The organism is Agrococcus sp. AC640b (genome assembly GCF_979255995.1).
This window is the reverse complement of the sequence record NZ_CEEDMM010000022.1, coordinates 1-13,748: the sequence shown is the minus strand read 5'-3', so window position 1 is coordinate 13,748 and position 13,748 is coordinate 1. Positions and strand designations below refer to the sequence as shown.

The 13,748-nt window shown below is 71.1% G+C and carries 15 protein-coding genes and 1 tRNA gene; 10 read left to right on the top strand and 6 right to left on the bottom strand.

Going from position 1 to position 13,748, the window contains the following annotated elements; genetic code table 11:
* Positions 1 to 78 precede the first annotated feature (78 nt).
* Positions 79 to 486 (bottom strand): (R)-mandelonitrile lyase, encoded by a 408-nt coding sequence (locus tag ACZ6H8_RS10365; protein WP_464146726.1) that lies wholly within the window; start codon positions 484 to 486, stop codon positions 79 to 81.
* A gap of 314 nt (positions 487 to 800) precedes the next feature.
* Entirely contained in the window at positions 801 to 1,472 is a 672-nt protein-coding gene (locus ACZ6H8_RS10360; protein ID WP_464146725.1) for a GOLPH3/VPS74 family protein, read from the bottom strand.
* A gap of 162 nt (positions 1,473 to 1,634) precedes the next feature.
* On the opposite strand from ACZ6H8_RS10360, the gene ACZ6H8_RS10355 reads away from it, so the two are divergent.
* Positions 1,635 to 1,835 (top strand): hypothetical protein, encoded by a 201-nt coding sequence (locus tag ACZ6H8_RS10355; protein ID WP_464146723.1) that lies wholly within the window; start codon positions 1,635 to 1,637, stop codon positions 1,833 to 1,835.
* Between the two features lie 107 nt (positions 1,836 to 1,942).
* Here ACZ6H8_RS10355 and ACZ6H8_RS10350 read toward each other — a convergent pair.
* A tRNA-Leu gene (locus ACZ6H8_RS10350) sits at positions 1,943 to 2,026 on the bottom strand.
* A gap of 121 nt (positions 2,027 to 2,147) precedes the next feature.
* Between ACZ6H8_RS10350 and ACZ6H8_RS10345 the strand changes: the two genes are divergently transcribed.
* From ACZ6H8_RS10345 to pknB, 7 genes are all read left to right on the top strand, one after another.
* Positions 2,148 to 2,825 (top strand): FhaA domain-containing protein, encoded by a 678-nt coding sequence (locus ACZ6H8_RS10345; RefSeq protein ID WP_464146721.1) that lies wholly within the window; start codon positions 2,148 to 2,150, stop codon positions 2,823 to 2,825.
* Positions 2,822 to 3,391 (top strand): FHA domain-containing protein FhaB/FipA, encoded by a 570-nt coding sequence (locus ACZ6H8_RS10340; protein WP_464146720.1) that lies wholly within the window; start codon positions 2,822 to 2,824, stop codon positions 3,389 to 3,391. The genes ACZ6H8_RS10345 and ACZ6H8_RS10340 overlap by 4 nt, the downstream gene beginning before the upstream one ends.
* A gap of 1 nt (position 3,392) precedes the next feature.
* Complete coding sequence (locus ACZ6H8_RS10335) at positions 3,393 to 4,631, top strand: PP2C family protein-serine/threonine phosphatase (RefSeq protein ID WP_464146719.1); 1,239 nt, start codon at positions 3,393 to 3,395, stop codon at positions 4,629 to 4,631.
* Positions 4,628 to 6,247, top strand: coding sequence for an FtsW/RodA/SpoVE family cell cycle protein (locus tag ACZ6H8_RS10330; RefSeq protein WP_464146718.1), 1,620 nt, complete (start codon positions 4,628 to 4,630; stop codon positions 6,245 to 6,247). Before ACZ6H8_RS10335 ends, ACZ6H8_RS10330 begins: the two co-directional genes overlap by 4 nt.
* Positions 6,244 to 7,725, top strand: coding sequence for a peptidoglycan D,D-transpeptidase FtsI family protein (locus ACZ6H8_RS10325; protein WP_464146717.1), 1,482 nt, complete (start codon positions 6,244 to 6,246; stop codon positions 7,723 to 7,725). The genes ACZ6H8_RS10330 and ACZ6H8_RS10325 overlap by 4 nt, the downstream gene beginning before the upstream one ends.
* Entirely contained in the window at positions 7,722 to 9,461 is a 1,740-nt protein-coding gene (locus ACZ6H8_RS10320) for a serine/threonine protein kinase (protein WP_464146716.1), read from the top strand. Before ACZ6H8_RS10325 ends, ACZ6H8_RS10320 begins: the two co-directional genes overlap by 4 nt.
* A gap of 73 nt (positions 9,462 to 9,534) precedes the next feature.
* Positions 9,535 to 11,298, top strand: coding sequence for a Stk1 family PASTA domain-containing Ser/Thr kinase (gene pknB / locus ACZ6H8_RS10315; protein ID WP_464146715.1), 1,764 nt, complete (start codon positions 9,535 to 9,537; stop codon positions 11,296 to 11,298).
* 72 nt (positions 11,299 to 11,370) lie between these two features.
* Here the strand turns inward: pknB and ACZ6H8_RS10310 are convergent, their stop codons facing one another.
* The 3 genes from ACZ6H8_RS10310 to ACZ6H8_RS10300 are packed head-to-tail and all read right to left on the bottom strand — an operon-like array spanning position 11,371 to position 12,892.
* Positions 11,371 to 12,012, bottom strand: a complete 642-nt coding sequence (locus ACZ6H8_RS10310) for an anthranilate synthase component II (RefSeq protein ID WP_464146714.1) — start codon at positions 12,010 to 12,012, stop codon at positions 11,371 to 11,373.
* Positions 12,009 to 12,167, bottom strand: a complete 159-nt coding sequence (locus tag ACZ6H8_RS10305; RefSeq protein WP_464146713.1) for a hypothetical protein — start codon at positions 12,165 to 12,167, stop codon at positions 12,009 to 12,011. Before ACZ6H8_RS10305 ends, ACZ6H8_RS10310 begins: the two co-directional genes overlap by 4 nt.
* On the bottom strand, positions 12,167 to 12,892 hold the full coding sequence (locus ACZ6H8_RS10300) for a class E sortase (protein ID WP_464146712.1): 726 nt from the start codon (positions 12,890 to 12,892) through the stop codon (positions 12,167 to 12,169). The genes ACZ6H8_RS10305 and ACZ6H8_RS10300 overlap by 1 nt, the downstream gene beginning before the upstream one ends.
* A gap of 41 nt (positions 12,893 to 12,933) precedes the next feature.
* Between ACZ6H8_RS10300 and ACZ6H8_RS10295 the strand changes: the two genes are divergently transcribed.
* Together ACZ6H8_RS10295 and ACZ6H8_RS10290 are read left to right on the top strand one after the other, a co-directional pair.
* Positions 12,934 to 13,167 carry a cell division protein CrgA gene (locus ACZ6H8_RS10295; protein ID WP_464146711.1) on the top strand — a complete coding sequence of 78 codons (234 nt, stop codon included), beginning with the start codon at positions 12,934 to 12,936 and terminating at the stop codon, positions 13,165 to 13,167.
* Positions 13,168 to 13,332: 165 nt separating this feature from the next.
* The coding region (locus ACZ6H8_RS10290) for a phosphotransferase (protein WP_464146710.1) at positions 13,333 to 13,748 on the top strand (416 nt) is incomplete at its 3' end.

Here is a 13,748-nt window from a genome sequence, read left to right as displayed (position 1 = left end):
ACGGGTGCATCCTCGGTGCTCGGTCGGCGCGGATGCGTCGCGAGCCGGCTCGGCGCACCCCGCATCCTCCTCGAGGGCTCAGCCCGGGTACTCGTCGTCGGCGAGGTGCTCGCCCCACGTCGTCTCGGGCTCGTCGGCGGATGGGTCGGGCGCCTCCCACAGGGCGAGGTGCGTCATGAACCGGTCGGCGCAGGCGCCGTGCCAGTGCCATTCGCCCGCCGGCGTGTGGACGGTGTCGCCCGGGCGCAGCTCGAGCAGCTCGCCACCGCGGGACTGCACGTAGCCGACGCCCTCGGTCACGTGCAGCGTCTGTCCGACGGCGTGGGCGTGCCAGGCGGTGCGCGCGCCGGGCGCGAACCGCACGACGTTGAGTCGCGCGCGCGACGGCTCCTCGCCTGCGTACAGGGCGTCGACGTGCACGTCGCCGACGAACAGCTCGGCGGGTCCCTTCGCCGTGGGGCGGCGCCGCTGGCGAGTGGTCGCCATCAGAGCCCCGCGTCGTCGCGGTCGCCGGGGTTCGGGTCGTAGCCCATCGACATGCCCATGGCGCTCGCCGTCGGGCCCTCGCCGGTCACGCCGTGTCCGAGCGTCCTCTGCTGCATCGTGTGCTCCCTCGTCGCAGGCTGGATGCGTCCATCCCATCCCGCGGGGCGCGGATGCGGGAGTCCTCGGTGAGACGGGTACCGCCAGGGCCTCCCTCGTCGCCGCCATCTCGTTGCGAGGTGCGCTTGCTGCACCCAGGTGCGGTTGCAACCGCACCTGGGTGCAGCAACCGCACCTCGCAACGGGAGGGAGCGCGCCTACGACCTGCCGACGCCGGCGCTCGCCGCGACCGCGACCGCCACGGCGGAGGTGGCGGCGATCGACGCCGCGATCACCTGGTCGACGGCCGTGGCGCCCCAGTCGCCCTGCTGCAGGCGCAGCGCCCGCGAGGCGACGTCGCCCGACCACGGGATGCGCGCGTGCAGCGCCGGCAGCTGGTCGCTCGCCCACAGCAGCGCCGCGAGCGCAGCCGTGCGCGGGTCGGGGTCGACGCCGTCGACGAGCACGGCGCGCAGCCTCGCGACGACGGCGTCCTCATGCGCGGTCTCGAGCGTGCGCAGGCGGGTGACGGGGATGAAGCCGAGCAGCCTGTCGCGCTCGCGTCGCACGAGCCCGCGCTCCTCGAGCCGATCGAGCACGGTCTCGCGCAACGTCGGTCCGATCTCGGCGATGCGGGTCATGACGAGCCTGCGCTTCGTCGCGATGGCCTCGAACGCCGAGCGCAGCAGCGGATCGCTCGGCGGCGTCGCGCCGGGCACGACCTCAACGGTCTGCCCGGCGTCGGTGCGCACGAGGCCGCGCTGCGCGAGCTCGACGATCACGGCGCCGCCGAGCGTCGCGTACAGCATCCCCTCGCCGAGGATGTGGCCGCCGTCGTCGTCGAGCAGCACGAGCAGCAGGTCCTCGACGAGCAGCAGGTCGTCGTCCATGGTCGTCTCCTGGGATCGTGGTGCGATCGGCGCGACGCCGACCGCATGCCTCCATCGAAGACCGTGCCCTCGGGGCCGAGTCAAGCCTCGGATGTGCGAGATCGCTCGACCGTGCCCCGACGGCACGGTGTCGAATGGGTGCACCACCCACGAGGAGGACCCATGCTCCGCAGGATCGCCACGATCGTCGTCGCCATCGGCGTGCTCGCCGCCATCGCAGGCTGGCTCTGGACGCTGCTGGCCCCCACCCCGGATGCGAACATCGGCGCCGGCTTGCTCGTCGTGCTCGGACTGCCGCTGGCGGCGGTCGGCATCGTGCTGCTCGTCGTCGCGCTGCTGCGCTCGCGCCGCCGCGACCCGTAGGGGGCATCCCCGCCATGAGCGCTGCATGGATCCGCCATGGGTCCGCGCACGCAGAAGGCCCCGGATCCGATGGATCCGGGGCCTTCGTCGCTGTCCGATGGACACCGTGCGCGAGGGGGGACTTGAACCCCCACGCCCTTGCGGGCACTGGCACCTGAAGCCAGCGCGTCTGCCAATTCCGCCACTCGCGCGAGAGCCCGCATCGCTGCGAGCCAACCACGCGACTCTACCAGGTCCGCAGACCCGCGCGACGCGCTCTGGCGGATCGTCCCGTACCCTGGGGGGCGCACGAGTGAGAGGCATGACAGACACGTGGGATTCCTCGACAGCTTCGAGCGCGGGCTCGAGCGGGTCGTCAACGGCGCCTTCGCCAAGACGTTCCGCAGCGGCGTCGAGCCGTTGGAGATCGCGGCCGCGCTGAAGCGCGAGCTCGACACCAACGCCTCCGTCGTCTCGCGCGACCGCATCCTCGTGCCCAATCGCCTCACGGTTCGACTGGCGCCCGAGGACCACGCGCGCATGGAGCGGCTCGGCGAGTCGCTCACCGACGAGCTGCGCGCGGCGGTGCAGAAGCACGCCACCGAGAACCAGTACTCCTTCGCCGGCGGCATCGACCTGACGCTCGAGCGCGACGATGCGCTCTCGACCGGCATCCTCGCCGTCGACGCCGAGCTCGCGAAGGGCGAGGTCGCGTGGCGAGCCGTCGTCGACATCAAGGGCAACCGGGTGTCGCTGCGCACGGGACGCACGATCATCGGCCGCGGGTCGGATGCCGACATCACCGTCGACGACGCCGGCGCATCGCGGGCGCACGCCGAGATCGTCTGGGACGGCTCGCGAGCGCAGATCTCGGACCTCGGCTCCACGAACGGCACCCTGCTCAACGGCCGCAGGCTGAAGAAGTCGCTGCTCGAGCCCGACTCGATCATCGACATCGGCTCGACGCGCCTCGTCTACCGCGTGCTCGCGGAGTCTCGGGGTGGCCGATGACGAGCGACCTGACGCTGCTGCTGCTGCGCGTGGGCTTCCTCGTGCTGCTGTGGGTCTTCATCTTCATCGTCATCTACTCGCTGCGCAGCGACCTGTTCGGCTCGCGCATCACGCGTCTGCAGCAGCAGAGCACCGGCTCCCCTGCGCCGTCGGGGCCGGCGGCGCCGTCGTCGGCGGCGGCCACCGCTCCTGCACGCCCTGCGAACCCGGATGCGGCGACGACCGTGACCGACATGGGCCGCGGATCCCGCAGCGCAGCGCCGGCGGCCGCGCAGCCCGCCAGGAGGCTCGTCGTCACGGGCGGCCCGCGCTCGGGCATCGAGATCGACCTTCCCGTGACGGGCCTCACGATCGGCCGATCGAGCAGCTCCGGTCTGCAGGTCAAGGACGACTACACGTCGTCGAACCACGCACGCCTCGTGCTGCGCGGCGACGAGTGGCGCATCGAGGACCTCGGCTCGACGAACGGCACGTTCGTCGCCGGCCGCCGCGTGTCCGGATCGGCACCCGTGACCCCGGGCGTGGAGCTGCGCATCGGCACCACCACGTTCGAGCTGAGGCGGTGACGTGGCGCTCGCGGCAGCACGCAGCCACGTCGGCAGGGTCCGGAGCGACAACCAGGACTCGGGCTATGCGGGCGCGCACCTCTTCGTCGTCGCCGACGGCATGGGTGGCCACGCCGGTGGCGACGTCGCCTCCGCGCTGACGATCCGCAGGCTCCGCGACGCCGATCACGAGCACGCGAGCGCCGAGGAGGCGCTCGACGAGCTGCGCGACGCCATCCAGTCGGCTGGCGAGACGCTGCAGTCGTCGATGCGCGAGCACCCCGAGCTCGTCGGCATGGGCACGACGGTGTCCGGCATCGTGCGCGTCGGCGACCGCATGGCGATCGCCCACATCGGCGACTCCCGCATCTACCGCTACCGCGTCGGCGCGCTCACGCAGATCACCACCGACCACACGTTCGTGCAGAAGCTCGTCGAGGCGGGCCGCATCACGCGCGAGGAGGCCGAGACGCATCCGCGACGCAACGTCGTCATGCGCGTCCTCGGCAACATCGAGACGCATCCTGAGGTCGACGGCCTCCTCGAGGACGTGCAGCCTGGCGATCGGTGGATCGTGTGCTCCGACGGCCTGTCTGGCGTCGTCGGGGAGTCACGGCTCGCGCAGCTGCTCGGGCAGCGTCGCGACGCCGCAGCGACGGCCGACCGGCTCGTGCAGGAGGCGCTGAGCCACGGCGCGCCCGACAACGTGACCGTCGTCGTCGTCGACGTCGACGAGTCGCCCACCTCGAGCGTCGAGCCGCAGACGGTCGGCAGCGCCGCCGGCGAGATCGACTACGACGTCATCGAGCCCGAGGCCGCCCCGCTCAGCCTCACCCAGCTGCTGCTGCATCCCATCCAGGCGAAGCAGCAGCCTGCCTACGAGCACTTCGAGCCCGAGAGCGAGGAGTACCTCGCCGAGCTGCTCGCCGAGCACCGCAGGTGGAAGCTGCGCAGGCGCATCACCTGGACGGTCGGCGTCGCCCTCGCGGTCATCGCGGTCGTCGCGGGCTGCCTCGGCTTCTACGCGTGGACGCAGACCCGCTACTTCGTGGGCGCCAACGACGACGGCTACGTCACGATCTACCAGGGCGTGCAGAGCGACGTGGGCCCGATCGTGCTGTCGTCGGAGGTGCAGGTCACCGACATCGAGCTCGACGACCTCAGCGACTTCGAGCGCCAGCGCATCGAGCAGACGATCAACGCCGACGACCTCGACGCCGCGCAGCGCATCATCGACCGGCTGGAGGTGCCGTCGCCATGACGAACGCGCTCCAGACCGGCATGATCCAGCTGCGCGACGCGACCGAGGCGATCCGCGTGCGCATCCGCAACCCGCAGAAGCTGCGGGCCCTCGAGCTGTTCCTGCTCGTCATCGCCTGGGCGATCGCGGGCGGGGCGATGCTGCTCGTGCAGGTCGGCGCGCTCGAGGCGGTCGACCTCACCCTCCTGTACCTGTTCGGCGGGCTCGCCGCCATGACGCTCGTGCTGCACATCGTGCTGCGCTTCGTCGCCCGCGACGCCGACCCGTTCCTGCTGCCCATCGCGACCGTGCTCAACGGCCTCGGCATCGCGATGATCTACCGCATCGACATCGGCCGCGCCGACCTCGGATGGGATGCCGCGGGCATCCGCCAGATCGCGTGGACGGGCATCGCGATGGTCGCCGCGATCGTCGTGCTGCTGCTCATCCGCAACCATCGCGTGCTGCTGCGCTACCGGTTCACGGCGATGGCGGTGGCGATCGTGCTGCTGCTGCTGCCGATGCTCCCCGGCATCGGCGCCGAGATCAACGGTGCGCAGGTGTGGATCCAGCTCGGCCCGTTCTCGTTCCAGCCGGGCGAGATCGCGAAGATCGCCCTCGCGGTGTTCTTCGCCGGCTATCTCGTGACGGCCCGCGACTCGCTGTCGATCGCCGGCCGCAAGGTGCTGGGCCTGCAGCTGCCTCGACTGCGCGACCTGGGGCCCATCGCCGTCGTGTGGGTCATGTGCATGCTCGTGCTCGTCGTGCAGGGCGACCTCGGCACGGGCCTGCTGTACTTCGGCCTGTTCACGGTCATGCTCTACGTCGCGACGGGCCGCCGGTCCTGGATCATCATCGGCCTCGTGCTCGTCGTCCTCGCGGGTGCGCTCCTGTGGCTGCTCACGCGTGGCGAGGCCGAGTGGATGCAGCGCGTGGGCATCGGCGTCATCGTGCTCGCGTTCCTCGCCATCACGGGCGCCTTCACGTGGATGGCGTTCCAGCGGTGGCGTGCCGACAAGGGCATCGGCTGGGTCGTCTCGGGCGGCCTGTCGGCAGCGCTCGGCATCGTGGTGGCGTTCCTGCTGCTGCGCCTCGACCCCTCGGTGCTCGAGGGGCTCGGCATCGGCCGCGTCGAGGCGCGCGTCGAGGGATGGTTGCGCGCCTTCGACCAGGACGTGTTCGACCGCCCCTCGGGCAGCTCGTACCAGCTCGTGCAGGGCATCTTCGGCATGGCGGCCGGCGGCGTCATCGGCACGGGCCTCGGGCTCGGCAGGCCGGGCATCGTGCCCCACGCGGAGTCGGACTTCATCATGGCGTCGATGGGCGAGGAGCTCGGACTCGTCGGCGTCTTCGCGATCCTCGCGCTGTTCCTCGTGCTCGTCTCGCGCGGCATCCGCATCGGCTACCTCGGCTCCGACGACTTCACGAGGCTGCTCGCCGTCGGACTCTCGTTCGTCATCGCGCTGCAGGTGTTCATCGTCGTGGGCGGCGTGACCCGGGTCATCCCGCTCACGGGCCTCACGACGCCGTTCATGGCGGCTGGCGGCTCGGCGCTGCTGGCGAACTGGATCATCGTGGCGCTGCTGCTGAGGCTCAGCGACACGGTGCGCATGCAACGAAGGGTGGTGACCGCATGAACCGCGAGCTGTCGAGGGTCAGCCTGCTGCTGGTGTGCATGTTCGTGGCCCTGTTCGGGTCGTCGTCGATCATCCAGTGGGCGCAGGCCGACGCGTTGCGCGACGATCCGCGCAACTCGCGCACGATCCTCGCGTCGTTCGCGACGGAGCGGGGATCGATCCTGGTCGACGGCACCGCCGTCGCGCAGAGCACCCAGTCCGGCGACGTCTACGAGTGGCAGCGCCAGTACCCGCAGGGCGCGCTCTACGCTCCTGTCACGGGCTACAACACGCTCGGGCAGGGCAACAGCGGCATCGAGGGTGCGATGAACGACGAGCTGACGGGACAGGCGTCGAGCCAGTTCTTCCAGCAGGTGGAGCAGCTCATCACCGGTCAGGACCCGTCGGGCTCGTCGGTCGAGCTGACGATCGATCCCGCCGCGCAGGAGGCTGCGATGTCGGCGCTGCAGGCCGCGGGACCTGGCACGACGGGTGCCGCGGTCGCGATCGATCCCGCGACGGGCGACATCCTCGCGCTCGCGTCGAACCCGTCGTTCGACCCGAACGCCCTCGCCAACCACGACACGAACGCGGTGATCGCGGCGTACGACGCGCTGCTCGCCGACCCCACCGATCCTCTCGTGAACCGCGCGATCGGCGGCGACCTGTACTTCCCGGGCTCCGTGTTCAAGCTCGTCGTGACGGCGGCGGCGCTCGAGTCTGGCGAGGCCACCCCCGACTCGACGTTCGCGAACCCCGCCGAGCTCAACCTCACGGGCACCTCGACGCCGATCTTCAACGCGACGCGGCAGCAGTGCCCGGGCGGCGAGGGCGACCAGGTGTCGCTCACGAACGCGCTCATCTACTCCTGCAACATCCCGTTCGCGCAGCTCGGCGAGCAGCTGGGCGAGGATGCGATCGCCGACCAGGCGGCCGCGTTCGGCTACGGCGAGCAGCTGGAGATCCCGATGTCGGTCACGCCGTCGACGTACCCGACGGGGCTGGACCCGTCGCAGCTGCAGCTGACGTCGTTCGGCCAGTACGACGTGCGCGTCACGCCGATGCAGGTGGCGATGACGACGGCGGCGATCGCGAACGGCGGCACGCTCATGCAGCCGCAGCTCGTCGACGAGGTCATCGACACCGACTCGCTCGACGTGCTCGCCGAGCCCGCCCCGCAGGAGCTGGGATCGGCGATCAGCGAGTCCACGGCCGACACCATGCAGGATCTGATGGTGCAGGGCGTCGAGCAGGGTCTCGCGTCGAACGCGGCCATCCCAGGGGTCACGGTCGGCGGCAAGACCGGCACGGCCGAGAACGACGAGTCGGGCGACAGCCCCTACAACCTGTGGTTCACGGGCTTCGGCGAGGGGGCGGATGGCCAGCAGGTCGCCGTCGCCGTCGTCGTCGTCCCTGAGCAGAACATCGCGGCGGACACCTCGAACGAGGTCGCCGCACCCATCGGCAGGGCGATCATCGAGGCGGTGCTGAACTCATGAGACCAACGAGCGGACTCACCTTCGGTGGGCGGTACCAGCTCACGTCGAGGATCGCCATCGGCGGCATGGGCGAGGTCTGGCAGGCCAGCGACCTCGTCATCGGCCGCACGGTGGCGCTGAAGATCCTCAAGGACGAGTACATGGGCGATCCGGGGTTCCTGGAGCGCTTCCGCGCCGAGGCCCGGCATGCGGCGCTCGTGAACCACGAGGGCATCGCCAACGTGTTCGACTACGGCGAGGAGGAGGGCAGCGCCTTCCTCGTGATGGAGCTCGTGCCCGGCGAGCCGCTGAGCGCCATCCTCGACCGCGATCGCACGCTGCCCGCCGACAAGGTGCTCGACATCGTCGCGCAGACGTCGGCCGCGCTGCACGCCGCCCACCAGGCGGGGCTCGTGCACCGCGACATCAAGCCCGGCAACCTGCTCATCACGCCAGAGGGTCGCGTGAAGATCACCGACTTCGGCATCGCACGCATCGCCGACCAGGTGCCGCTCACGGCGACCGGCCAGGTGATGGGCACGGTGCAGTACCTCTCGCCCGAGCAGGCGAGCGGGCAGCCGGCCGCGCCCGCGACCGACATCTACTCGCTCGGCATCGTCGCCTACGAGGCCCTCGCCGGCAGGCGTCCGTTCACGGGCGAGTCGCAGGTGGCGATCGCGATGGCGCACATCAACGACGCCCCGCCCGAGCTGCCGGGCACCGTGCCGGAGCCGGTGCGCAACCTCGTGCTGTCGTGCATCGCGAAGAAGCCCGCCGACCGCCCGACGTCGGCAGCGCACCTCTCGCGTGCTGCGACGATGCTGCGCCGCGGCGACATCGCGGGTGCGGCGGCGATCGTGCCCGGCATCGCCTCGACCGACTCGTTCGCGACGATCGATGCGCCCACGCAGGCGACGACGCGCGTCATCGGCACCCAGTCGCATCCCGCGACGGCAGCGCTGCCCGTGGCGATCGAGGACGAGCGGCCCGTCGACGAGCGCAAGCGACGCCCGTGGGTGCTGCCCGTCATCATCATCGGCGCGATCCTGCTCATCGCGGGCCTCCTCGCGCTCGCGTGGGCCGTGTTCGGTCAGGGTGGCGGCGATCCGGAGCCGTCGACGAGCCCCGAGCCGACGCCGTCGGAGACGATCGAGACCGTGCAGATCTCGGAGGACGACTACCTGGGCATGACGGAGGCCGAGTTCCGCGACGCGATGGACGACCTGGGCCTCGTCGCCGACGTGCAGACGGGTGACGAGACGGCGCCGACCGAAGGGGATGCCGGCACGGTCTACTCGGTGAACCCCACGGGGCCCGTGGCACCGGGCACGGCGATCGAGGCGACGATCTACGCGCCGATGCCGACGCTCGACGCGCCCACGGCGGCGCCCGTGCTCGCAGACGGCGTCGTCGAGGCCGACATCGCTCCGGGACAGAACGTCGACGTGACGTGGGACGTCTCGTCGTGCCCCGCCGGATACACGACGTCGTACGTCTCGACGATCACGTTCCCGACCGGCAACACGCAGGACGTCACCGACTCGAGCACGAGGGTCACGATCAACAACGTGTCCGAGGGCCAGTACACCGTCACGTACATCGTCAGCTGCGCGGCATCCGGCCGCGACACGCTCACGAGCCCCGCGTCGCCGCCGCTGACGTTCACGGTCACCGCCCCGGTCGAGACGCCCGACCCGACGACGCCTCCGCCCTCGGAGGAGCCCGCACCGTCGACGCCGCCGTCCGAGACGCCCTGACGCACCCCACCTGCGCCACAGGTCCGCACCCCCTCCAGACCGCTAGACTCATCCGGTCCGGGAGGGGGTGCGCATGACCGACGTCATCGCGTCCCTCGACGTGCTCGGAGACCGGTACGAGATCGGCGAGCTCATCGGGCGCGGCGGCATGGCCGAGGTGCACCGCGGGCGCGACCGGCGGCTCGACCGCCTCGTCGCCATCAAGCTGCTGAAGCCCGAGCTCGGCGAGGACGACGACTTCCGCGTGCGCTTCCGGCAGGAGGCCCAGTCGGCGGCGCGCATGTCGCATCCGACGGTCGTGCGCGTCTTCGACGCCGGCGAGCAGGTCACGAAGGACGGCCACGGCCGATCCGTCTCGGTGCCGTACATCGTCATGGAGTACGTCGACGGCCGCATGGTGAAGGACATCATCGCCGAGGCGCCGCTCACCGAGTCCGAGGCGGTGCGCATCACGAAGGGCATCCTCACGGCCCTCGAGTACTCGCACCGCGCGGGCATCGTGCATCGCGACATGAAGCCCGGCAACGTCATGGTGACGCCGGGCGGCCACATCAAGGTCATGGACTTCGGCATCGCCCGGGCCGTGAGCGAGACGTCGACGTCGGTCGCCCAGACGGGCATGATCCTCGGCACCGCCCAGTACTTCTCGCCCGAGCAGGCGCGCGGCGAGGTCGTCGACGCACGAACCGACCTGTACTCCACGGGCGTCATGCTGTTCGAGATGCTCACGGGCAGGGCGCCGTTCCGCGGCGACACCGCCGTCGCCGTCGCGTACCAGCACGTCTCCGAGCAGCCCGCCGCACCGTCGTCGCTGCGCGAGGGCATCTCGCCCGCGATGGACTCCGTCGTGCTCAAGGCGCTCACGAAGCGCAAGGAGGAGCGCTTCCAGTCGGCCGACGAGTTCCGCGAGGCGCTCGAGGCCGCGCTCGTCGGCGAGGTCGTCGAGGTCGACGACGACGAGCCCGCGATCTTCACCACCGGCGTCCAGGGCGGCGCGGCCACCACGATGTTCCAGGTGCTCGACGTCGACGACTACCGTCCGGCTCCGCAGTCGCGCCCGCCTGTCGCATGGCTGTGGGGCGGCATCGCGCTCATCGGCGTGCTCGTGGTCGCCATCGTCTTCTGGGCGGTGAGCCAGGGACCGAACCTGCCCATCGCGGGACTGTCGTCGACGGTGCCGTCGGTGACGGGGCTCACCGAGGAGGCGGCGAGCGCCGCGGTCGAGGAGGCAGGGCTCTCGCCCAGCGTGCGCCCGACGGTCGACGACGCCGACGCGGGCACGGTGCTGCGCACGGATCCGCCTGCCGACACCGTCGTGTCGCCAGGCACCCCCGTGACGATCTTCGTCTCCAGCGGGCCGCCGCCGTTCGCGCTCGTGAACGTGCTCGGCAACACGGTCGTCGAGGCGACGAACGCCATCGAGGGCCAGCGCCTGCAGGTCGCCGAGGCCGTCGTCACCGAGAACCATCCGTCGCTGCCGGCCGGCACCGTGCTCAGCACGCAGCCGACCGCGAGCACGATGGTGTCGCAGGGCGACACGATCACGCTCGTGGTCTCCAGCGGCGAGGTCACGATCCCCGATGTCATCGATCAGCCGATCGCGCAGGCCGTCGCGACGATGCAGTCGCCGGACGTCGGCTACCAGGTGCTGCAGCGGTTCGTGACGTCGTGCATGGGCGGCCGCGTCGTGCAGCAGGATCTCGCGCCCGGCTCGCACCCGCAGGGCGGCACCATCACGCTCACCTACTGCAACGGCCAGCCTCCGCCGCCGCCCGCGCCGTCGTCCCCGCCGAGCGAGGAGCCGGCACCGCCCACGGAGGAGCCCGACGGCGAGTGACCGTCGGCGTCGCGCAGGGTGCGGGACCCAGCCGATGCGTCTCGATCCGTGCGTCTCGGGCCGTGCTGCTCGTCAGTCGCCGAACGCCACGAGCGGCGCCTTCGACGACGCCCGCTCGGCAGCGCCTGCGAGGCCGGCTCGCTCGAGCCAGTTGCCCAGCATGCGATAGCCGCCCTCGGTGAGCACCGACTCGGGGTGGAACTGCACGCCCCACACGGGGTGCTCGCGGTGCTCGAGCGCCATGATGACGCCGTCGCCGCTCGCCGACTCCGTGCGGGCGGTGACGGCGAGCGCGTCGGGCACCGTGCCCTCGACGACGGCGAGCGAGTGGTAGCGGGTCGCCGTGAACGGCGACGGCACCCCCTCGAAGACGGATGCGTCGTCGTGCACGACCCGCGAGGTCTTGCCATGCATGAGCTGCTCGGCGTGCGTCACGACGCCGCCGAGCGCCTCGGCGATGGCCTGGTGCCCGAGGCACACGCCCAGCAGGGGCACATCATGGGCGATCGCCGCGTGCACCATCGGGATCGACGCGCCGGCCTCGGCGGGCGTGCCGGGCCCTGGCGACAGCAGCACGGCATCCCACTCGACGATCGAGGCGGGGTCGACGACGTCGTTGCGCACGACCTCCACGTCTGCACCGAGCTCCGAGAGGTAGCCGGCGAGCGTGTAGACGAAGCTGTCGAAGTTGTCGACGACGAGGATGCGGGTCATGCGACGGTCGCATCCGGCGTGGGGAAGAACGTCTGCATGACCCACGGGTACGCGTGGAAGATGAGCGCGTAGACCACCGCGGCCAGCAGCGCGAGCACGACGAGCGTCTTCACGGGCCACGGGCCGGGGATGACCCTCCACAGCGCGCCGTACATCAGGCACCTCCCTGGATCGCCGCGAGCTCCGCGGGCATGGTCTCCGACCAGCCGACGAAGACGGAGTACGTGATGAGTCGCGTGGCAGCCGACCATTCGGGGTGGCACGTCGTCATCGTCATGATCCGATCCGTGGGCACCGCGTCGGGCTGGTTCGGCACGGGGGCGACGACGTCGACCTGCGTCGGCTGCACGTACTCGCTGTCGCGGTACTCGTACACGTACCAGATGCCGGCGGTCTGCACGTAGATGCGATCGCCGACCACGAGCTCGTCGAGCCGCGTGAAGGGCCCACCCTGCCCGTTGCGGTGGCCTGCGATCGCGAAGTTGCCGACCTCGCCCGGCATCGCCGAGGTGTCGTAGTGCGCCAGGCCCAGGTCGAGCGAGTCGAGCACGAAGCGGCTCGTGCCCTCGCCGACGACGCGCTGGAAGTTGCCGAACCGTGGGATGTAGACGACCGCGAACGCCTCCTGCGCGGCGGGAGCCTCTGCGACGGGCGGATCGTCGGTGCGCAGCTCGGTCGCGGGCTCGCCCTCCGGCGACTCGCCTGCGAGCGACTGCGCGAACGTCTCGGCCGCCTGCTGCTGCTGGCCGCCCAGGATGTCGTCGCTCAGCCACACCTGCCAGCCGACGAAGCCCAGCACGAGCACGCCGACCGTCACGAGCAGCTCGCCGAGCACGCCACCGACGGTCGTGCGGCGGCGAGGGCGGGGAGTCGTCGGCACGCGAGCAGTCTACGCGGCGTGCTGAGGTAGACTCGCGGATCATGGCTAGGAACAGCATCGCCCGCTCGCGCGCATCGCGCGACCAGGAGGATTCGCGCAACCCGCAGTGGTTCGTGCCGGTCATGCTCGGCTTCATCATCGTCGGGCTGCTCTGGGTCATCGTCTTCTACATCTCCGGCTCGATGCTGCCCATCGAGTCGATCGGTCCGTGGAACATCGCCATCGGCTTCGGCATCATGTTCGTCGGCTTCCTCATGACGACGCGCTGGAAGTAGCCGGCGCCCCGCACCGTCGCCAGCAGGCCCGCACCGAGATCGGTGCGGGCCTGCTGCGTTCCCAGGGGCGCACAGCGAACGTTCGAACGATTCGAATCACACCGCTGTGGTTTCTGCACAGGTGTGGACAACCCTGTGGAGAGACGCGTCGTGGATCATGGTCGGGTGCACCCGTCTCCCGACCCCGATGCCGTCGCCCTCGCCGCAGCCGCCAGCGAGCTGCTGGGCCGCAGCGTCGCTCCCCTCCGGACGCTCTCCGGCGGGCAGCATGCGCTCACGATCGTCGTCGCCGACGGCGACGCGCGTCTCGTGGTGCGCCGCTTCCCGCCTGGCGACGACGCCGTGCGACGCGAGGTCGAGGTGCTGCGCAGGATCGAGACGCTCGGCGACCTCGTGCCGCGGCTCGTCGCGCACGGCGGCGACCGGAGGCATCCCGTCATCGTGACGACGCTGCTGCCCGGCGGCGCGCCGGACGCGACCCTCGCCCCGATGGCGATCGCCGCGGCGATGGCGTCCGCGCTCGCCCGCGTGCACTCGCTCGACGGCGCCGGGCTGCCGGCGAGCCCGCCCCCCCCGCCCCC